Annotated in this window: 24 protein-coding genes; all 24 read left to right on the forward strand. The window is 66.0% G+C overall.

Annotated features, from left to right (window positions below; translation table 11 throughout):
* The first annotated feature begins 92 nt into the window (after positions 1–92).
* The gene (locus MOV08_RS23615) at positions 93–3,992 is read left to right on the forward strand and encodes a DNA-directed RNA polymerase subunit beta' (RefSeq protein ID WP_275308753.1); all 3,900 of its coding nucleotides are present in this window, start codon (positions 93–95) and stop codon (positions 3,990–3,992) included.
* A gap of 142 nt (positions 3,993–4,134) precedes the next feature.
* Positions 4,135–4,683: a DUF1707 and DUF4190 domain-containing protein gene (locus tag MOV08_RS23620; protein ID WP_420834203.1), complete on the forward strand. Its 549-nt coding sequence runs from the start codon at positions 4,135–4,137 to the stop codon at positions 4,681–4,683.
* Positions 4,684–5,029: 346 nt separating this feature from the next.
* A complete protein-coding gene (gene rpsL, locus MOV08_RS23625) occupies positions 5,030–5,401 on the forward strand; it encodes a 30S ribosomal protein S12 (RefSeq protein ID WP_003948652.1) in 372 nt (123 codons plus the stop codon).
* A gap of 2 nt (positions 5,402–5,403) precedes the next feature.
* Entirely contained in the window at positions 5,404–5,874 is a 471-nt protein-coding gene (gene rpsG, locus MOV08_RS23630; protein WP_018538761.1) for a 30S ribosomal protein S7, read from the forward strand.
* Between the two features lie 39 nt (positions 5,875–5,913).
* Positions 5,914–8,034, forward strand: coding sequence for an elongation factor G (gene fusA, locus MOV08_RS23635; protein WP_039635338.1), 2,121 nt, complete (start codon positions 5,914–5,916; stop codon positions 8,032–8,034).
* 158 nt (positions 8,035–8,192) lie between these two features.
* Positions 8,193–9,386 (forward strand): elongation factor Tu, encoded by a 1,194-nt coding sequence (gene tuf / locus MOV08_RS23640; RefSeq protein WP_039635340.1) that lies wholly within the window; start codon positions 8,193–8,195, stop codon positions 9,384–9,386.
* Positions 9,387–9,808: 422 nt separating this feature from the next.
* Positions 9,809–10,117, forward strand: a complete 309-nt coding sequence (gene rpsJ / locus MOV08_RS23645; protein ID WP_003948644.1) for a 30S ribosomal protein S10 — start codon at positions 9,809–9,811, stop codon at positions 10,115–10,117.
* Between the two features lie 14 nt (positions 10,118–10,131).
* A complete protein-coding gene (rplC, locus tag MOV08_RS23650) occupies positions 10,132–10,776 on the forward strand; it encodes a 50S ribosomal protein L3 (RefSeq protein WP_039635350.1) in 645 nt (214 codons plus the stop codon).
* 8 nt (positions 10,777–10,784) lie between these two features.
* On the forward strand, positions 10,785–11,435 hold the full coding sequence (rplD, locus tag MOV08_RS23655; protein ID WP_039635352.1) for a 50S ribosomal protein L4: 651 nt from the start codon (positions 10,785–10,787) through the stop codon (positions 11,433–11,435).
* A complete protein-coding gene (gene rplW, locus MOV08_RS23660) occupies positions 11,435–11,758 on the forward strand; it encodes a 50S ribosomal protein L23 (protein WP_039635354.1) in 324 nt (107 codons plus the stop codon). Before rplD ends, rplW begins: the two co-directional genes overlap by 1 nt.
* A 40-nt stretch (positions 11,759–11,798) precedes the next feature.
* On the forward strand, positions 11,799–12,635 hold the full coding sequence (rplB, locus tag MOV08_RS23665) for a 50S ribosomal protein L2 (RefSeq protein WP_016571056.1): 837 nt from the start codon (positions 11,799–11,801) through the stop codon (positions 12,633–12,635).
* A 12-nt stretch (positions 12,636–12,647) separates the two neighbouring features.
* A complete protein-coding gene (gene rpsS, locus MOV08_RS23670; RefSeq protein ID WP_016571057.1) occupies positions 12,648–12,929 on the forward strand; it encodes a 30S ribosomal protein S19 in 282 nt (93 codons plus the stop codon).
* Between the two features lie 44 nt (positions 12,930–12,973).
* Complete coding sequence (gene rplV / locus MOV08_RS23675; protein ID WP_039635356.1) at positions 12,974–13,321, forward strand: 50S ribosomal protein L22; 348 nt, start codon at positions 12,974–12,976, stop codon at positions 13,319–13,321.
* On the forward strand, positions 13,321–14,145 hold the full coding sequence (gene rpsC, locus MOV08_RS23680; RefSeq protein ID WP_039635358.1) for a 30S ribosomal protein S3: 825 nt from the start codon (positions 13,321–13,323) through the stop codon (positions 14,143–14,145). The genes rplV and rpsC overlap by 1 nt, the downstream gene beginning before the upstream one ends.
* Positions 14,146–14,150: 5 nt before the next feature.
* On the forward strand, positions 14,151–14,570 hold the full coding sequence (gene rplP / locus MOV08_RS23685) for a 50S ribosomal protein L16 (RefSeq protein WP_016571059.1): 420 nt from the start codon (positions 14,151–14,153) through the stop codon (positions 14,568–14,570).
* The gene (gene rpmC / locus MOV08_RS23690; protein WP_039635360.1) at positions 14,570–14,794 is read left to right on the forward strand and encodes a 50S ribosomal protein L29; all 225 of its coding nucleotides are present in this window, start codon (positions 14,570–14,572) and stop codon (positions 14,792–14,794) included. Before rplP ends, rpmC begins: the two co-directional genes overlap by 1 nt.
* Complete coding sequence (rpsQ, locus tag MOV08_RS23695; RefSeq protein WP_006604882.1) at positions 14,794–15,075, forward strand: 30S ribosomal protein S17; 282 nt, start codon at positions 14,794–14,796, stop codon at positions 15,073–15,075. The genes rpmC and rpsQ overlap by 1 nt, the downstream gene beginning before the upstream one ends.
* A gap of 171 nt (positions 15,076–15,246) precedes the next feature.
* Positions 15,247–15,615, forward strand: coding sequence for a 50S ribosomal protein L14 (gene rplN / locus MOV08_RS23700; protein WP_003998823.1), 369 nt, complete (start codon positions 15,247–15,249; stop codon positions 15,613–15,615).
* A 3-nt stretch (positions 15,616–15,618) separates the two neighbouring features.
* Positions 15,619–15,942, forward strand: coding sequence for a 50S ribosomal protein L24 (gene rplX, locus MOV08_RS23705; protein ID WP_039635367.1), 324 nt, complete (start codon positions 15,619–15,621; stop codon positions 15,940–15,942).
* Complete coding sequence (rplE, locus tag MOV08_RS23710; RefSeq protein WP_018538751.1) at positions 15,942–16,502, forward strand: 50S ribosomal protein L5; 561 nt, start codon at positions 15,942–15,944, stop codon at positions 16,500–16,502. The genes rplX and rplE overlap by 1 nt, the downstream gene beginning before the upstream one ends.
* A gap of 5 nt (positions 16,503–16,507) precedes the next feature.
* Complete coding sequence (locus tag MOV08_RS23715; RefSeq protein WP_003956452.1) at positions 16,508–16,693, forward strand: type Z 30S ribosomal protein S14; 186 nt, start codon at positions 16,508–16,510, stop codon at positions 16,691–16,693.
* Positions 16,694–16,932: 239 nt separating this feature from the next.
* On the forward strand, positions 16,933–17,331 hold the full coding sequence (gene rpsH / locus MOV08_RS23720; protein ID WP_039635369.1) for a 30S ribosomal protein S8: 399 nt from the start codon (positions 16,933–16,935) through the stop codon (positions 17,329–17,331).
* Positions 17,332–17,352: 21 nt separating this feature from the next.
* Positions 17,353–17,892 carry a 50S ribosomal protein L6 gene (gene rplF, locus MOV08_RS23725; protein ID WP_039635371.1) on the forward strand — a complete coding sequence of 180 codons (540 nt, stop codon included), beginning with the start codon at positions 17,353–17,355 and terminating at the stop codon, positions 17,890–17,892.
* 3 nt (positions 17,893–17,895) lie between these two features.
* Positions 17,896–18,279, forward strand: a complete 384-nt coding sequence (gene rplR / locus MOV08_RS23730; protein WP_039635373.1) for a 50S ribosomal protein L18 — start codon at positions 17,896–17,898, stop codon at positions 18,277–18,279.
* The last annotated feature ends 45 nt before the right edge of the window (positions 18,280–18,324 follow it).

Here is an 18,324-nt window from a genome sequence, read left to right on the forward strand (position 1 = left end):
TGGCCGGGAGCTCCAAGCCCCACAGAGCTCCCGGCCCCGCCCCGGACCCCGACAGACCATAGAGACACGACCCTGAGAGGGATTGACGCATAGTGCTCGACGTCAACTTCTTCGACGAGCTGCGGATCGGCCTTGCCACCGCTGACGACATCCGTCAGTGGTCCCACGGCGAGGTCAAGAAGCCGGAGACCATCAACTACCGCACCCTCAAGCCCGAAAAGGACGGACTCTTCTGCGAGAAGATCTTCGGTCCGACCCGGGACTGGGAGTGCTACTGCGGTAAGTACAAGCGCGTCCGCTTCAAGGGCATCATCTGCGAGCGTTGCGGCGTCGAGGTCACTCGCGCCAAGGTGCGTCGTGAGCGGATGGGCCACATCGAGCTGGCCGCTCCTGTGACCCACATCTGGTACTTCAAGGGTGTGCCGAGCCGGCTGGGCTACCTGCTGGACCTCGCGCCCAAGGACCTTGAGAAGGTCATCTACTTCGCCGCGTACATGATCACGTTCGTGGACGAGGAGCGCCGCACCCGCGACCTGCCCTCGCTGGAGGCCCACGTCTCCGTCGAGCGCCAGCAGATCGAGCAGCGCCGCGACTCCGACCTGGAGGCCCGCGCCAAGAAGCTCGAGACCGACCTGGCCGAGCTCGAGGCCGAGGGCGCCAAGGCCGACGCCCGCCGCAAGGTGCGCGAGGGTGCCGAGCGTGAGATGAAGCAGCTGCGCGACCGTGCGCAGCGCGAGATCGACCGCCTCGACGAGGTCTGGAACCGCTTCAAGAACCTCAAGGTCCAGGACCTGGAGGGCGACGAGCTCCTCTACCGCGAGCTGCGTGACCGCTTCGGCACGTACTTCGACGGCTCGATGGGCGCCGCCGCGCTGCAGAAGCGCCTGGAGACCTTCGACCTGGACGAGGAGGCCGAGCGCCTCCGCGAGATCATCCGGACCGGCAAGGGCCAGAAGAAGACCCGTGCGCTCAAGCGCCTCAAGGTCGTCTCCGCCTTCCTGCAGACCCGCAACAGCCCCAAGGGCATGGTGCTGGACTGCATCCCGGTGATCCCGCCGGACCTGCGTCCGATGGTGCAGCTGGACGGTGGCCGCTTCGCGACCTCCGACCTGAACGACCTGTACCGCCGCGTCATCAACCGCAACAACCGCCTGAAGCGGCTTCTCGACCTCGGCGCGCCCGAGATCATCGTGAACAACGAGAAGCGCATGCTCCAGGAGGCCGTCGACGCGCTCTTCGACAACGGCCGTCGTGGTCGCCCGGTCACGGGCCCCGGCAACCGTCCGCTGAAGTCGCTGTCCGACATGCTCAAGGGCAAGCAGGGTCGCTTCCGTCAGAACCTGCTCGGCAAGCGTGTGGACTACTCCGCGCGTTCCGTCATCGTCGTCGGCCCGCAGCTGAAGCTGCACCAGTGTGGTCTGCCCAAGGCCATGGCGCTGGAGCTCTTCAAGCCGTTCGTGATGAAGCGCCTGGTGGACCTCAACCACGCGCAGAACATCAAGTCGGCCAAGCGCATGGTCGAGCGCGGCCGCACCGTGGTGTACGACGTCCTCGAAGAGGTCATCGCCGAGCACCCGGTGCTGCTGAACCGTGCGCCCACCCTGCACCGCCTCGGCATCCAGGCCTTCGAGCCGCAGCTGGTCGAGGGCAAGGCCATCCAGATCCACCCGCTCGTCTGCACCGCGTTCAACGCGGACTTCGACGGTGACCAGATGGCCGTCCACCTGCCGCTCTCCGCGGAGGCGCAGGCCGAGGCCCGCATCCTGATGCTGTCCTCGAACAACATCCTCAAGCCGGCCGACGGCCGTCCGGTCACCATGCCGACCCAGGACATGGTGCTGGGCCTCTTCTTCCTCACCACGGATGAAGAGGAGCGCAAGGTCATCGGCGAGGGCCGCTCGTTCTCCTCGGTCCCCGAGGCGATCATGGCCTTCGACGCCAAGGAGCTCTCGCTCCAGGCGAAGGTCGACATCCGCTTCCCGATCGGCACCGTGCCGCCCCGCGGCTGGACCCCGCCGGCCCCGGTCGAGGGCGAGCCGGAGTGGCAGCAGGGCGACAGCTTCCGGCTGCGGACGACCCTGGGTCGCGCGCTCTTCAACGAGCTGCTGCCCGAGGACTACCCGTTCGTCGACTACTCGGTGGGCAAGAAGCAGCTCTCCGCGATCGTCAACGACCTGGCCGAGCGCTACCCGAAGGTCATCGTGGCGGCGACGCTCGACAACCTGAAGGCGTCCGGCTTCTACTGGGCCACCCGTTCCGGCGTCACCGTCGCCGTCTCCGACATCGTCGTGCCGGAGGCCAAGAAGGCGATCGTCTCCGGTTACGAGGCGCAGGACGAGAAGGTCCAGAAGCAGTACGAGCGCGGTCTGATCACCAAGGACGAGCGCACGCAGGAACTCATCAACATCTGGACCAAGGCGACCAACGAGGTTGCCGAGGCGATGAATGAGAACTTCCCGAAGACCAACCCCATCTTCATGATGGTGGACTCGGGTGCGCGCGGAAACATGATGCAGATGCGTCAGATCGCGGGTATGCGTGGTCTGGTGTCGAACGCCAAGAACGAGACGATCCCGCGTCCGATCAAGGCGTCGTTCCGCGAGGGTCTGTCCGTGCTGGAGTACTTCATCTCCACCCACGGTGCCCGTAAGGGTCTGGCGGACACCGCCCTGCGTACCGCCGACTCCGGTTACCTCACCCGTCGTCTGGTCGACGTCTCCCAGGACGTCATCATTCGCGAGGAGGACTGCGGCACCGAGCGCGGCCTGAAGCTGCGGATCGGTTCGAAGGGCGCCGACGGCATCCTGCGCAAGGCGGACGACGTCGAGTCCTCCGTGTACGCGCGGATGCTGGCCGAGGACGTCGTGGTGGACGGCAAGGTCGTCGCCCCGGCCAACGTCGACCTCGGTGACGTGCTGATCGACCAGCTGATCATGCACGGCGTCGAAGAGGTCAAGACCCGCTCGGTCCTGACCTGCGAGTCCGCGGTCGGCACCTGTGCCTTCTGCTACGGCCGCTCGCTGGCCACCGGCAAGCTGGTCGACATCGGTGAGGCGGTCGGCATCATCGCCGCCCAGTCCATCGGTGAGCCCGGCACCCAGCTGACCATGCGTACCTTCCACACCGGTGGTGTGGCCGGTGACGACATCACCCTGGGTCTGCCGCGTGTCGTCGAGCTCTTCGAGGCCCGTACGCCCAAGGGTGTCGCCCCGATCTCGGAGGCGGCCGGCCGCGTCCGCATCGAGGAGACCGAGAAGACCAAGAAGGTCATCGTCACCCCGGACGACGGCAGCGACGAGATGCCGTACGGCGTCTCCAAGCGTGCGCGTCTGCTGGTCGGCGAGGGCGACCACGTGGTGGTCGGCCAGCCGCTGACCGTCGGTGCCATCAACCCGCACGACGTGCTGCGGATCCTCGGTCAGCGTGCGGTCCAGGTCCACCTGGTCGGCGAAGTCCAGAAGGTCTACAACTCGCAGGGCGTGGCGATCCACGACAAGCACATCGAGATCATCATCCGGCAGATGCTGCGCCGCGTGACGATCATCGAGTCCGGCGACGCGGAGCTGCTGCCGGGCGAGCTCGTGGAGCGTTCGAAGTTCGAGGGCGAGAACCGTCGCGTGGTGGCGGAAGGCGGCCACCCGGCCTCCGGCCGTCCGCAGCTGATGGGTATCACCAAGGCTTCGCTGGCGACGGAATCCTGGCTGTCGGCCGCCTCCTTCCAGGAGACGACCCGAGTGCTGACGGACGCGGCGATCAACGCCAAGTCCGACAGCCTCATCGGCCTCAAGGAGAACGTCATCATCGGTAAGCTCATCCCGGCCGGTACGGGCCTGTCCCGTTACCGCAACATCCGGGTCGAGCCCACCGAGGAGGCCAAGGCCGCGATGTACTCGGCCGTCGGTTACGACGACATCGACTACTCGCCCTTCGGCACCGGCTCCGGCCAGGCGGTCCCGCTGGAGGACTACGACTACGGTCCGTACAACCAGTAAGGCCATAGGCGCGTCAGCAGGGCGGTCACCCCACGGGGTGGCCGCCCTGCGGCGTTCGAGGTGCCGTGGGAACTCGTCCTCCCATTGCTGCGTCTGTGATGAGAGGATGGGGACAACTGTTGAGCGGGGGGAGGTTCGCGGCATGGCATTCCAGCCGTGGCAGGGTGGGCAGCCTGCGCAGAACCCGTATCAGGCGCCTGCCATGCGGGCCTCGCACGCGGATCGCGAGCGGGCGGTCGACGTGCTGAAGGCGGGGTTCGCCGAGGGGCGGCTGGCGCAGTCCGAGTACGAGCAGCGGATGTCGCGGGCCTATCAGGCGCAGACCCACACCGAGCTCCAGATGCTGGTCGCTGACCTGCCGCAGGGGCCGGTGCCGCAGGCGCAGTTCGCGCCGCGACCGATGATGCCCGCGGTGCCCGCCACGTTCCTCCCGATGCAGATGCCGATGCCGCAGCCGACCAACGGTGCGGCGACGGGCGCGCTGGTGTGCGGGCTGATAGCGCCGTTCACCTGGGGGCTGACGTCGATCCCCGCGGTGATCCTGGGGCACAAGGCGCGGGCCGAGATCCGGCGCACGGGCCAGCGGGGCGACGGTCAGGCGGTCGCCGGCCTGGTGCTCGGCTGGCTCGGGATCGGTGCCTGGGCACTGTTCTTCCTGGTGATGGCGTTGCTCGCGGTGTCCCGCGGCTGAGGGCCGTGCGCCTTCTTCCGTAGCGCAGTCGATCGCACTACCGTGGCGGCAGCGCAGGGGGAGTCCGGCGTGTCCTTCGCGTGTGCATTTGTTTTGACCGCAGCCAATGCGCTAGGTACGCTCTGACCTTGTGCCTGGGGTGTCCCTGGGCTGCCGTGCGCGCCTTCTCCCGCCAGTTCCGGCCGGAGAGTCCCGGCAGCACGGAAGCCGGGTTTTGACACCGCAATCTGCCGCCGCCCTCGTTCCAGCGAGGCAGGTCTGCAGTATTCGACACACCCGACCGCGTGGGTCGGGGAATGTTCCAGGTTAGCTTTACCGAGACTGGCACACAGAAACCGGAGAAGTAGTGCCTACGATCCAGCAGCTGGTCCGTAAGGGCCGGCAGGACAAGGTCGAGAAGAACAAGACGCCCGCACTTGAGGGTTCGCCCCAGCGCCGTGGCGTCTGCACGCGTGTGTTCACGACCACCCCGAAGAAGCCGAACTCGGCCCTGCGTAAGGTCGCGCGTGTGCGTCTGACCAGTGGGATCGAGGTCACCGCTTACATTCCGGGTGAGGGCCACAACCTGCAGGAGCACTCGATCGTGCTCGTGCGTGGCGGCCGTGTGAAGGACCTGCCGGGTGTTCGGTACAAGATCATCCGCGGCTCCCTCGACACGCAGGGCGTCAAGAACCGCAAGCAGGCTCGCAGCCGCTACGGCGCCAAGAAGGAGAAGTAAGAATGCCTCGTAAGGGCCCCGCCCCGAAGCGCCCGGTCATCATCGACCCGGTCTACGGCTCTCCTCTGGTGACCTCCCTCATCAACAAGGTGCTGCTGAACGGCAAGCGCTCCACCGCCGAGCGCATCGTCTACGGCGCCATGGAGGGTCTGCGTGAGAAGACCGGCACCGACCCGGTCATCACGCTGAAGCGCGCGCTGGAGAACATCAAGCCGACCCTTGAGGTCAAGTCCCGCCGTGTCGGTGGCGCGACCTACCAGGTCCCGGTCGAGGTCAAGCCCGGCCGCGCCGCCACCCTCTCGCTCCGCTGGCTCGTGGGCTACTCCCGCGCCCGCCGCGAGAAGACCATGACCGAGCGCCTCATGAACGAACTGCTGGACGCCTCCAACGGCCTCGGCGCTTCGGTCAAGAAGCGTGAGGACACGCACAAGATGGCCGAGTCCAACAAGGCCTTCGCGCACTACCGCTGGTAGTCGCAACCCCCATCGAGACCGAGAGAAGATTGAGCCACTATGGCTACCACTTCGCTTGACCTGGCCAAGGTCCGCAACATCGGGATCATGGCCCACATCGACGCGGGCAAGACGACCACCACCGAGCGGATCCTGTTCTACACCGGTGTTTCGTACAAGATCGGTGAGGTCCACGACGGCGCTGCCACGATGGACTGGATGGAGCAGGAGCAGGAGCGCGGCATCACGATCACGTCTGCCGCGACGACCTGCCACTGGCCGCTGGACAACGTCGACAACACCATCAACATCATCGACACCCCGGGCCACGTCGACTTCACCGTCGAGGTGGAGCGCTCGCTGCGCGTGCTCGACGGTGCGGTGACGGTGTTCGACGGCGTTGCCGGTGTCGAGCCCCAGTCCGAGACCGTTTGGCGTCAGGCGGACCGCTACGGCGTTCCGCGTATCTGCTTCGTCAACAAGCTCGACCGTACGGGTGCCGAGTTCCACCGCTGCGTCGACATGATCTCGGATCGCCTGGGTGCGACCCCGATCGTGATGCAGCTGCCGATCGGCACCGAGATGGACTTCAAGGGCGTCGTCGACCTCGTGACGATGAAGGCCCTGGTCTGGTCGGCCGAGGCCGCCAAGGGCGAGATGTACGACACCGTCGACATCCCGGACACGCACATCGAGGCTGCCGACGAATGGCGCGGCAAGCTCCTCGAGACCGTGGCCGAGAACGACGAAGAGGTCATGGAGCTGTACCTGGAGGGCCAGGAGCCCACCGTGGAGCAGCTCTACGCCGCGATCCGTCGTATCACCATCGCCTCCGGCAAGGCTGACGTCGTCACCGTCACCCCGGTGTTCTGCGGTACCGCGTTCAAGAACAAGGGCGTGCAGCCCCTGCTCGACGCGGTCGTGCGCTACCTCCCCTCCCCGCTGGACGTCGAGGCCATCGAGGGCCACGCGGTCAACGACCCGGAGGAGATCGTCAAGCGCAAGCCGTCCGAGGACGAGCCGCTGGCCGCCCTTGCGTTCAAGATTGCGAGCGACCCCCACCTGGGCAAGCTCACCTTCATCCGGGTGTACTCGGGCCGCCTTGAGGCCGGCACGCAGGTGCAGAACTCGGTGAAGGGCAAGAAGGAGCGCATCGGCAAGATCTACCGGATGCACGCGAACAAGCGTGAGGAGATCGACGCGGTGGGTGCCGGCGACATCGTCGCCGTCATGGGTCTGAAGCAGACCACCACCGGCGAGACCCTCTGCGACGCGGGCTCCCCGGTGATCCTGGAGTCGATGGAGTTCCCGGCCCCGGTCATCCAGGTCGCCATCGAGCCCAAGTCCAAGGGCGACCAGGAGAAGCTGGGTGTCGCCATCCAGCGCCTGGCCGAAGAGGACCCCTCGTTCCAGGTGCACACCGACGACGAGACCGGCCAGACCATCATCGCGGGTATGGGCGAGCTGCACCTCGACGTGCTGGTCGACCGTATGAAGCGTGAGTTCCGGGTCGAGGCCAACGTCGGCAAGCCGCAGGTCGCCTACCGCGAGACCCTGCGCAAGCCGGTCGAGCGTCTCGACTACACGCACAAGAAGCAGACTGGTGGTTCCGGCCAGTTCGCTAAGGTGCAGATCGCCATCGAGCCGCTTGAGGGCGACGGGTACGAGTTCGAGAACAAGGTCACCGGTGGCCGCATCCCGCGGGAGTACATCCCGTCCGTGGACGCGGGCTGCCAGGAGGCCATGGAGTTCGGTGTTCTCGCCGGCTACCCGCTGACCGGTGTCAAGGTCACGCTCCTCGACGGCGCGTTCCACGAGGTCGACTCGTCGGAAATGGCGTTCAAGATCGCCGGTTCGATGGCCTTCAAGGAGGCCGCCCGCAAGGCCAGCCCGGCCCTGCTCGAGCCGATGATGAAGGTCGAGGTCACCACGCCCGAGGACTACATGGGCGACGTGATCGGCGACATCAACTCCCGCCGTGGTCAGATCGAGGCCATGGAGGACCGCGCCGGCGCCAAGCTCGTCACGGGCCTGGTTCCGCTCTCGGAGATGTTCGGCTACGTCGGAGACCTCCGCAGCAAGACGTCGGGTCGCGCCAGCTACTCGATGCAGTTCGACTCCTACGCCGAGGTTCCCCGGAACGTCGCCGAGGAGATCATCGCGAAGGCCAAGGGCGAGTAACTCACCCGTCGAGTTCACGCTCTAGGCTTGACTCCGGAACCCGTAGGGGCCGTTCCGCCGCAACAGCGGAGGAACGCCCCTCGGGCCCGGGCTATCCAGCAAAGATCACCTGGCGCCGATGAGTAAGGCGTACAGAACCACTCCACAGGAGGACCCCAGTGGCGAAGGCGAAGTTCGAGCGGACTAAGCCGCACGTCAACATCGGCACCATCGGTCACATTGACCACGGTAAGACGACCCTCACGGCCGCCATTACCAAGGTGCTGCACGACGCGTACCCGGACCTGAACGAGGCCTCGGCCTTCGACCAGATCGACAAGGCTCCTGAGGAGCGCCAGCGCGGTATCACCATCTCGATCGCGCACGTCGAGTACCAGACCGAGACGCGTCACTACGCCCACGTCGACTGCCCCGGTCACGCGGACTACATCAAGAACATGATCACGGGTGCCGCGCAGATGGACGGCGCCATCCTCGTGGTCGCCGCCACCGACGGCCCGATGCCGCAGACCAAGGAGCACGTGCTCCTGGCCCGCCAGGTCGGCGTTCCGTACATCGTCGTCGCCCTGAACAAGGCTGACATGGTGGACGACGAGGAGATCCTGGAGCTCGTCGAGCTCGAGGTCCGTGAGCTCCTCTCCGAGTACGAGTTCCCGGGTGACGACGTTCCGGTCGTCAAGGTCTCCGCTCTGAAGGCCCTCGAGGGCGACAAGGAGTGGGGCAACACCGTCCTCGAGCTGATGAAGGCCGTCGACGAGTCGATCCCGCAGCCCGAGCGCGACGTCGACAAGCCGTTCCTGATGCCGATCGAGGACGTCTTCACGATCACCGGTCGTGGCACCGTCGTCACCGGTCGTATCGAGCGTGGTGTCCTCAAGGTCAACGAGACCGTCGACATCATCGGCATCAAGACCGAGAAGACCTCCACCACGGTCACCGGTATCGAGATGTTCCGCAAGCTGCTCGACGAGGGCCAGGCCGGTGAGAACGTCGGTCTGCTGCTCCGCGGCATCAAGCGCGAGGACGTCGAGCGCGGCCAGGTCATCATCAAGCCGGGCTCGGTCACGCCGCACACCGAGTTCGAGGCGCAGGCCTACATCCTCTCCAAGGACGAGGGTGGCCGCCACACGCCGTTCTTCAACAACTACCGTCCGCAGTTCTACTTCCGTACGACTGACGTGACCGGTGTTGTGACCCTCCCCGAGGGCACCGAGATGGTCATGCCGGGTGACAACACCGAGATGAAGGTGGACCTCATCCAGCCTGTCGCCATGGAGGAGGGCCTGAAGTTCGCCATCCGTGAGGGTGGTCGGACCGTCGGCGCCGGCCAGGTCACCAAGATCGTCAAGTAAGACGGTCCGGTTGATCCGGTAGCTCTCCGGAGCATCCAAGAGGCCCCGCTCACCATCAGGTGGGCGGGGCTTCTTGACAGTCGGGGCTCGATTGGCCTTACGCAACCCGCGTATGGCACACTGTCCAGGTTGCTCGGTTGAGTGCCGATGCTGCGCGCCTCCCGCCGGGAGGACTGGAAGCGAGTCCCAGGTATTCGTCGCCCCTTCTCAGGGGCGGAAGTACGGGAATCTTCCGGGAAGTGTCAGCGGGGTGCCTCTTCCAGGCGCCCGGTGGGTGTTCTTCCCCCATGTTCTCCTCTCGAGGGATCTTCCATGTGGAGATTTACGAGAAGGGGCGCGACACGCCCGACCGCGTGGGTCGGAGAAGAACGGTCACCTCCCGGGTCCCAGAGCGTTACGAGAGACAGGACTACGAAGTAGCCATGGCGGGACAGAAGATCCGCATCCGGCTCAAGGCCTACGACCACGAGGTCATCGACTCCTCGGCGAAGAAGATCGTCGAGACGGTGACTCGCACTGGTGCGTCGGTCGCGGGCCCGGTGCCGCTGCCCACTGAGAAGAACGTGTACTGCGTCATCAAGTCGCCGCACAAGTACAAGGACTCGCGCGAGCACTTCGAGATGCGCACGCACAAGCGCCTGATCGACATCCTCGACCCGACGCCCAAGACCGTTGACTCGCTGATGCGCCTGGACCTTCCGGCCGGCGTTGACATCGAGATCAAGCTCTGAGAGGCGCGGAAGAGATGGCTAAGCAGATCAAGGGGCTCCTGGGCGAGAAGCTCGGCATGACCCAGGTCTGGGACGAGAACAACCGTGTCGTCCCGGTGACCGTGGTGAAGGCCGGCCCCTGCGTCGTTACCCAGGTGCGCACCAATGACCAGGACGGCTACGACTCCGTCCAGATCGCCTTCGGCGAGATCGACCCGCGCAAGGTGAACAAGCCCCTCAAGGGCCACTTCGCGAAGGCCGACGTCACCCCCCGTCGCCACCTCGTCGAGGTCCGTACTCCCGATGCCGGCGAGTACACCCTCGGCCAGGAGCTGACCGCTGAGACCTTCGAGTCCGGCGTCAAGGTGGACGTGACCGGCAAGAGCAAGGGCAAGGGCTTCGCCGGTGTCATGAAGCGTCACGGCTTCGGCGGTGGCAAGGCTTCGCACGGTGCCCACCGCGTGCACCGCAAGCCGGGCTCCATCGGTGGCTGCGCCACCCCGGGCCGCGTGTTCAAGGGCATGCGGATGGCCGGCCGTATGGGCAATGAGCGGGTCACCACCCAGAACCTGACCGTCCACGCCGTTGACGCGGAGAAGGGTCTGCTGCTCATCAAGGGCGCAGTTCCTGGTCCGAACGGCGGCCTCGTCCTGGTCCGTACCGCGGCCAAGGGGGCCTGAGGTAACCGATGAGCACCATTGACATCCTTTCGCCGGCAGGCGACAAGGCCGGGACCGTCGAGCTCCCCACGGAGATCTTCGACGCCAAGGTCAGCATCCCGCTGATCCACCAGGTCGTCGTCGCGCAGCTGGCCGCTGCCCGTCAGGGCACGCACAAGACCAAGACCCGCGGCGAGGTCCGTGGCGGTGGCAAGAAGCCGTACCGCCAGAAGGGCACCGGCCGTGCGCGCCAGGGTTCGACCCGTGCGCCGCAGTTCGCCGGCGGTGGCGTCGTCCACGGCCCGCAGCCGCGTGACTACTCGCAGCGGACGCCCAAGAAGATGAAGGCCGCCGCCCTGCGCGGTGCCCTCTCCGACCGGGCCCGCCACAGCCGCATCCACGTCGTCTCCGGCGTGGTCGAGGGCGCGGTGTCCACCAAGGCCGCCAAGGGCCTGTTCGGCAAGATCAGCGAGCGGAAGAACCTGCTCCTGGTCGCCGAGCGCTCCGACGAGGCCGCGTGGCTGTCCGCCCGCAACCTGCCCCAGGTCCACATCCTGGAGCCGGGCCAGCTGAACACGTACGACGTGCTCGTCTCCGACGACGTGGTCTTCACCAAGGCCGCCTTCGAGTCCTTCGTGTCTGGCCCCAAGGCCGTTGAGACCGAAGGGAGCGACGCCTGATGACTGAGGCCGTCGTCACCAGCAAGACCTTCACGGACCCGCGCGACGTCCTCGTCAAGCCGGTTGTTTCCGAGAAGAGCTACGCGCTGCTGGACGAGAACAAGTACACGTTCATCGTCGACCCGCGCGCCAACAAGACCCAGATCAAGCAGGCCGTCCAGGCGGTCTTCTCGGTCAAGGTCACCGGGGTCAACACGATCAACCGGCAGGGCAAGCGCAAGCGCACCCGCACCGGTTTCGGGAAGCGTGCCAACACCAAGCGCGCCATCGTGACCCTCGCCGAGGGCGACCGTATCGACATCTTCGGCGGTCCGACCGCCTAACGGCGGTCCGGATCGTCCGAAATCGGACGAGGACTGAGAAATGGGTATCCGCAAGTACAAGCCGACGACCCCGGGCCGTCGTGGCTCCAGCGTCGCCGACTTTGTCGAGATCACGCGGTCCACGCCGGAGAAGTCGCTGGTCCGCCCGCTGCACAGCAAGGGCGGCCGTAACAACGCCGGTCGTGTGACCGTTCGCCACCAGGGCGGTGGCCACAAGCGCGCCTACCGTGTGATCGACTTCCGTCGTCACGACAAGGACGGCGTGCCGGCCAAGGTCGCGCACATCGAGTACGACCCCAACCGCACCGCGCGCATCGCGCTCCTGCACTACGCGGACGGCGAGAAGCGCTACATCATCGCCCCGCGCGGCCTGCAGCAGGGTGACCGGATTGAGAACGGCGCTGGCGCCGACATCAAGCCGGGCAACAACCTGCCGCTGCGCAACATCCCGGTCGGTACGACCATCCACGCGATCGAGCTGCGGCCCGGCGGTGGCGCGAAGTTCGCCCGTTCCGCGGGTGCCTCCGTGCAGCTGCTGGCGCGGGAGGGCTCCATGGCCCACCTGCGTATGCCGTCCGGCGAGATCCGCCTGGTCGACGTCCGCTGCCGCGCCACTGTCGGCGAGGTCGGCAACGCCGAGCAGTCGAACATCAACTGGGGCAAGGCCGGCCGCATGCGCTGGAAGGGCGTCCGCCCGACCGTGCGTGGTGTCGTGATGAACCCGGTTGACCACCCGCACGGTGGTGGTGAGGGCAAGACTTCCGGTGGTCGCCACCCGGTCTCGCCCTGGGGCAAGAAGGAGGGTCGTACGCGCTCGCCGAAGAAGGCCAGCAACAAGTACATCGTCCGCCGCCGCAAGACGAACAAGAAGCGCTAGGAGCGGGTTTAGATGCCGCGCAGTCTCAAGAAGGGGCCCTTCGTCGACGACCACCTCGCCAAGAAGGTGGACGTACAGAACGATGCAGGCACCAAGAACGTCATCAAGACCTGGTCCCGCCGCTCCATGATCGTCCCGGCCATGCTCGGCCACACGATCGCGGTGCACGACGGCCGCAAGCACGTCCCGGTGTTCGTCACCGAGTCGATGGTCGGCCACAAGCTCGGCGAGTTTGCGCCGACCCGCACCTTCCGTGGCCACGAGAAGGACGACCGCAAGTCGCGTCGTCGCTGATCGACCGGAGTGCGAAGACTATGACTGACACCGAAGGGACAACCATGGAAGCCAGGGCCCAGGCGCGGTACATCCGCGTCACGCCCATGAAGGCCCGCCGCGTGGTGGACCTTATCCGTGGCATGGACGCCACGGAGGCTCAGGCGGTCCTGCGTTTCGCCCCGCAGGCCGCGAGCGTGCCGGTGGGCAAGGTGCTGGACAGCGCCATTGCCAATGCCGCGCACAACTACGACCACTCGGACGCCTCCACGCTGTACGTCAGCGCGGCGTACGTGGATGAGGGCCCGACCCTGAAGCGGATCCGTCCGGGCGGCCAGGGCCGTGTCTACCGGATCCTCAAGCGGACCAGCCACATCACCGTGGTCGTCAGCAGCAAGGAAGGAACCCGGTAATGGGCCAGAAGGTAAACCCGCACGGGTTCCGGCTCGGCGTGACGACGGACTTCAAGTCCCGCTGGTACGCCGACAAGCTGTACAAGGATTACGTCAAGGAAGACGTCGCCATTCGTCGCATGATGACGAAGGGCATGGAGCGCGCCGGTATCTCCAAGGTGGAGATCGAGCGCACCCGTGAGCGCGTCCGCGTTGACATCCACACCGCTCGCCCGGGCATCGTCATCGGCCGCCGCGGCGCCGAGGCCGACCGCATCCGCGGTGAGCTGGAGAAGCTGACCGGCAAGCAGGTCCAGCTGAACATCCTCGAGGTCAAGAACCCCGAGACCGATGCTCAGCTCGTGGCCCAGGCCGTCGCCGAGCAGCTCTCGTCCCGCGTCTCCTTCCGTCGCGCCATGCGTAAGAGCATGCAGTCGACGATGAAGGCCGGCGCCAAGGGCATCAAGATCCAGTGTGGTGGCCGTCTCGGCGGCGCCGAGATGTCCCGCTCGGAGTTCTACCGCGAGGGCCGTGTGCCCCTGCACACGCTCCGTGCGAACGTCGACTACGGCTTCTTCGAGGCCAAGACCACCTTCGGCCGCATCGGCGTGAAGGTCTGGATCTACAAGGGCGACGTCAAGAACATCGCCGAGGTGCGTGCCGAGAACGCCGCCGCCCGTGCGGGCAACCGCCCGGCCCGTGGTGGTGGCGACCAGCGCCCGCGCCGCGGTGGCGAGCGTGGCGGTCGCGGCCGCAAGCCGCAGCAGCAGGCTCCCGCTGCCGAGGCCCCCAAGGCCGAGGCCGCTGCCTCTGCTCCGGCGGAGAACCCTGGAACGGAGGGCTGACCGACATGCTGATCCCTCGCAGGGTCAAGCACCGCAAGCAGCACCACCCGAAGCGGAACGGTATGGCCAAGGGCGGTACCGAGCTGGCCTTCGGTGAGTACGGCATTCAGGCCGTGACCGCGGCCTACGTGACGAACCGGCAGATCGAGTCCGCTCGTATCGCCATGACCCGTCACATCAAGCGCGGCGGCAAGGTGTGGATCAACATCTACCCCGACCGTCCGCTGACGAAGAAGCCGGCCGAGACCCGCATGGGTTCCGGTAAGGGTTCTCCGGAGTGGTGGATCGCGAACGTCAAGCCCGGTCGGGTGATGTTCGAGCTTTCCTTCCCGAACGAAAAGGTTGCCAAGGAGGCGCTGACCCGCGCCGCCCACAAGCTTCCGATGAAGTGCCGCATCGTTCGGCGCGAGGCAGGTGAATCGTGATGTCGGCCGTTACCAAGGCGTCCGAGCTGCGCGAGCTGAACAACGAGGAGCTCGTTGGCAAGCTGCGTGAGGCCAAGGAGGAGCTGTTCAACCTCCGCTTCCAGGCGGCGACCGGACAGCTTGAGAACCACGGCCGGCTGAAGGCCGTCCGGAAGGACATCGCCCGGATCTACACCCTGATGCGTGAGCGCGAGCTCGGCATCGAGACGGTGGAGAGCGCCTGATGAGCGAGAAGAATGTGACTGAGACGAACGAGCGCGGTTTCCGCAAGACCCGTGAGGGTCTGGTCGTCAGCGACAAGATGGACAAGACCGTCGTCGTCGCCGTCGAGGACCGTGTCAAGCACGCGCTGTACGGCAAGGTCATCCGCCGTACCAACAAGCTCAAGGCACACGACGAGCAGAACGCTGCCGGTGTCGGCGACCGCGTCCTCCTGATGGAGACCCGGCCGCTGTCCGCCACCAAGCGCTGGCGCATCGTCGAGATCCTCGAGAAGGCCAAGTAATTCCCGGGAGGGAATTCCCCGTGAGGGGGATTCCCTCATGGGGATTTCGACAGGCAAGCACATCCCTCCTGGGGGGACCCCCTAGGAACAGTTCCGCCAGGCTCGGCAGGGGCTGACGTCTCGTAAGGGACGCGCCCCTGCCGGGAACCGGCAGACATTCAGGAGATAGACGTGATCCAGCAGGAGTCGCGACTGCGCGTCGCCGACAACACTGGTGCGAAGGAAATCCTTTGCATCCGTGTTCTCGGCGGTTCCGGTCGCCGCTACGCGGGCATCGGTGACGTCATCGTCGCCACCGTCAAGGACGCGATCCCCGGTGGCAACGTGAAGAAGGGTGACGTCGTCAAGGCCGTCATCGTTCGCACCGTCAAGGAGCGCCGCCGTCCCGACGGCTCGTACATCCGCTTCGACGAGAACGCGGCCGTCATCCTCAAGAACGATGGCGACCCCCGCGGCACCCGTATCTTCGGCCCCGTGGGCCGTGAGCTGCGCGAGAAGAAGTTCATGAAGATCATCTCGCTCGCGCCGGAGGTGCTGTAACCGATGAAGATCAAGAAGGGCGACCTGGTCCAGGTCATCACCGGTAAGGACAAGGGCAAGCAGGGCAAGGTCATCGCGGCCTACCCCCGCGAGGACCGTGTCCTGGTCGAGGGTGTCAACCGGGTCAAGAAGCACACCAAGGCCGGACAGACCGCTCGTGGTTCGCAGACCGGCGGCATCGTGACGACCGAGGCCCCCATCCACATCAGCAACGTTCAGCTGGTCGTGGAGAAGGACGGCAAGAAGGTCGTCACCCGCGTCGGGTACCGCTTCGACGACGAGGGCAACAAGATCCGCGTTGCCAAGCGGACCGGTGAGGACATCTGATGACTGCCACCACCAACGCGCCGCGTCTGAAGACGCGCTACCGCGAAGAGATCGCCGGCAAGCTGAAGGACGAGTTCTCGTACGAGAACGTCATGCAGATCCCCGGCCTCGTCAAGATCGTGGTCAACATGGGTGTGGGCGACGCCGCCCGCGACTCCAAGCTGATCGAGGGCGCCGTGCGCGACCTCACCACGATCACCGGTCAGAAGCCGGCCGTCACCAAGGCCCGTAAGTCCATCGCGCAGTTCAAGCTGCGTGAGGGCCAGCCGATCGGTGCCCACGTCACCCTCCGCGGTGACCGCATGTGGGAGTTCCTGGACCGCCTGCTGTCGCTGGCGCTGCCGCGCATCCGCGACTTCCGTGGTCTGTCCCCGAAGCAGTTCGACGGTCGGGGCAACTACACCTTCGGTCTCACGGAGCAGGTCATGTTCCACGAGATCGACCAGGACAAGATCGACCGTACCCGGGGTATGGACATCACCGTGGTCACCACGGCGACCAACGACGACGAGGGCCGCGCCCTGCTTCGTCACCTCGGCTTCCCGTTCAAGGAGGCGTGAGCGAGATGGCGAAGAAGGCTCTGATTGCCAAGGCTGCTCGCAAGCCCAAGTTCGGTGTGCGCGCGTACACCCGCTGCCAGCGCTGCGGCCGCCCGCACTCCGTCTACCGCAAGTTCGGCCTCTGCCGCGTGTGCCTTCGTGAGATGGCTCACCGTGGCGAGCTGCCGGGCGTGACCAAGAGCTCCTGGTAATCCCCTAGTTGGGCATTACCGGAGGCTCTCGGTAAGCATTCGGTCGGCGGGCGCCCGGACCCTTTTCCCTTAGGGTAGAAGGGTTTGGGCGCCCCGCCGCCCGAGACCGACCGCGGGCACCGCCCGCATAACGTCGCTTACTACGCCGTAGGTCCCCGCGCCGCACCCGTCCCGACCAAGATCGGGGAGAGGGATGGCGCAGATAGGAAACCCCGGCGAGAGAGGCCGAAGGCCAATTCATGACCATGACTGATCCCATCGCAGACATGCTGACCCGTCTGCGCAACGCGAACTCGGCGTACCACGACACCGTGGCGATGCCGCACAGCAAGATCAAGTCGCACATCGCGGAGATCCTCCAGCAGGAGGGTTACATCACCGGCTGGAGCGTCGAGGACGCCGAGGTCGGCAAGAACCTCGTCCTGGAGCTGAAGTTCGGGCCGAACCGTGAGCGCTCGATCGCCGGCATCAAGCGGATCTCGAAGCCGGGTCTGCGGGTCTACGCAAAGTCCACCAACCTGCCGAAGGTCCTCGGCGGCCTGGGCGTGGCGATCATCTCCACGTCCCACGGTCTCCTGACCGGCCAGCAGGCCAGCAAGAAGGGCGTGGGTGGGGAAGTCCTCGCCTACGTCTGGTAATCGGGAACGGAGGAATAGCTAATGTCGCGTATTGGCAAGCTGCCTATCCAGGTTCCCGCTGGTGTGGACGTCACCATCGAGGGCCGCACGGTCAACGTGAAGGGCCCCAAGGGTTCCCTTTCGCACACCGTCGCGGCGCCCATCGAGGTCGCCAAGGGTGAGGACGGCGTCATCGCCGTCTCCCGTCCGAACGACGAGCGTCAGAACAAGGCCCTGCACGGCCTGTCCCGCACGCTGGTGGCGAACATGATCACCGGCGTGACCCAGGGCTACGTGAAGAAGCTCGAGATCAGCGGTGTCGGCTACCGCGTCCAGGCCAAGGGCTCCAACCTGGAGTTCTCCCTGGGCTACAGCCACCCGATCCTGATCGAGGCGCCCGAGGGCATCGCGTTCAAGGTCGAGTCGCCGACGAAGTTCAGCGTCGAGGGCATCGACAAGCAGAAGGTCGGCGAGGTCGCCGCGAACATCCGCAAGCTGCGGAAGCCCGACCCGTACAAGGCCAAGGGCGTCAAGTACGAGGGCGAAGTCATCCGCCGCAAGGTCGGAAAGGCGGGTAAGTAAGCCATGGCATACGGTGTGAAGATCGCTAAGGGCAACGCCTACAAGCGCGCTGCTGCCAAGCGTCGCCACATCCGCATCCGCAAGCGGATTTCGGGTACTTCGGAGCGTCCGCGTCTGGTCGTGACGCGGTCCAACCGCGGCATCTTCGCTCAGGTGATCGACGACATCGCGGGCCACACGCTGGCCTCGGCGTCGACCCTGGACGCGTCGATCCGTGGTGGCGAGGGCGACAAGAGCGCCCAGGCCCAGAAGGTGGGCGCCCTGGTCGCCGAGCGTGCCAAGGCCGCCGGTGTCGAGGCCGTCGTGTTCGACCGCGGTGGCAAGCAGTACGCCGGGCGGATTGCCGCTCTGGCCGACGCCGCCCGCGAAGCCGGGCTGAAGTTCTAAGCCCCGGTTCCGGAGCTAGCGGACGTAACAGAGAGAGGTAAATCC

Source organism: Streptomyces yunnanensis (assembly GCF_029011865.1).
Taxonomy (GTDB): Bacteria; Actinomycetota; Actinomycetes; order Streptomycetales; family Streptomycetaceae; genus Streptomyces; species Streptomyces yunnanensis.

What these genes read in the sequence shown, in the direction of transcription:
- MOV08_RS23620 (WP_420834203.1), top strand. Translation starts at nt 4,135, where the DNA reads ATGGCATTCCAGCCGTGGCAGGGTGGGCAGCCTGCGCAGAACCCGTAT.
- rpsG (WP_018538761.1), top strand. Translation starts at nt 5,404, where the DNA reads ATGCCTCGTAAGGGCCCCGCCCCGAAGCGCCCGGTCATCATCGACCCG.
- fusA (WP_039635338.1), top strand. Translation starts at nt 5,914, where the DNA reads ATGGCTACCACTTCGCTTGACCTGGCCAAGGTCCGCAACATCGGGATC.
- rpsJ (WP_003948644.1), top strand. Translation starts at nt 9,809, where the DNA reads ATGGCGGGACAGAAGATCCGCATCCGGCTCAAGGCCTACGACCACGAG.
- rplC (WP_039635350.1), top strand. Translation starts at nt 10,132, where the DNA reads ATGGCTAAGCAGATCAAGGGGCTCCTGGGCGAGAAGCTCGGCATGACC.
- rplD (WP_039635352.1), top strand. Translation starts at nt 10,785, where the DNA reads ATGAGCACCATTGACATCCTTTCGCCGGCAGGCGACAAGGCCGGGACC.
- rplW (WP_039635354.1), top strand. Translation starts at nt 11,435, where the DNA reads ATGACTGAGGCCGTCGTCACCAGCAAGACCTTCACGGACCCGCGCGAC.
- rplB (WP_016571056.1), top strand. Translation starts at nt 11,799, where the DNA reads ATGGGTATCCGCAAGTACAAGCCGACGACCCCGGGCCGTCGTGGCTCC.
- rpsS (WP_016571057.1), top strand. Translation starts at nt 12,648, where the DNA reads ATGCCGCGCAGTCTCAAGAAGGGGCCCTTCGTCGACGACCACCTCGCC.
- rplV (WP_039635356.1), top strand. Translation starts at nt 12,974, where the DNA reads ATGGAAGCCAGGGCCCAGGCGCGGTACATCCGCGTCACGCCCATGAAG.
- rpsC (WP_039635358.1), top strand. Translation starts at nt 13,321, where the DNA reads ATGGGCCAGAAGGTAAACCCGCACGGGTTCCGGCTCGGCGTGACGACG.
- rplP (WP_016571059.1), top strand. Translation starts at nt 14,151, where the DNA reads ATGCTGATCCCTCGCAGGGTCAAGCACCGCAAGCAGCACCACCCGAAG.
- rpmC (WP_039635360.1), top strand. Translation starts at nt 14,570, where the DNA reads ATGTCGGCCGTTACCAAGGCGTCCGAGCTGCGCGAGCTGAACAACGAG.
- rpsQ (WP_006604882.1), top strand. Translation starts at nt 14,794, where the DNA reads ATGAGCGAGAAGAATGTGACTGAGACGAACGAGCGCGGTTTCCGCAAG.
- rplX (WP_039635367.1), top strand. Translation starts at nt 15,619, where the DNA reads ATGAAGATCAAGAAGGGCGACCTGGTCCAGGTCATCACCGGTAAGGAC.
- rplE (WP_018538751.1), top strand. Translation starts at nt 15,942, where the DNA reads ATGACTGCCACCACCAACGCGCCGCGTCTGAAGACGCGCTACCGCGAA.
- MOV08_RS23715 (WP_003956452.1), top strand. Translation starts at nt 16,508, where the DNA reads ATGGCGAAGAAGGCTCTGATTGCCAAGGCTGCTCGCAAGCCCAAGTTC.
- rpsH (WP_039635369.1), top strand. Translation starts at nt 16,933, where the DNA reads ATGACCATGACTGATCCCATCGCAGACATGCTGACCCGTCTGCGCAAC.
- rplF (WP_039635371.1), top strand. Translation starts at nt 17,353, where the DNA reads ATGTCGCGTATTGGCAAGCTGCCTATCCAGGTTCCCGCTGGTGTGGAC.
- rplR (WP_039635373.1), top strand. Translation starts at nt 17,896, where the DNA reads ATGGCATACGGTGTGAAGATCGCTAAGGGCAACGCCTACAAGCGCGCT.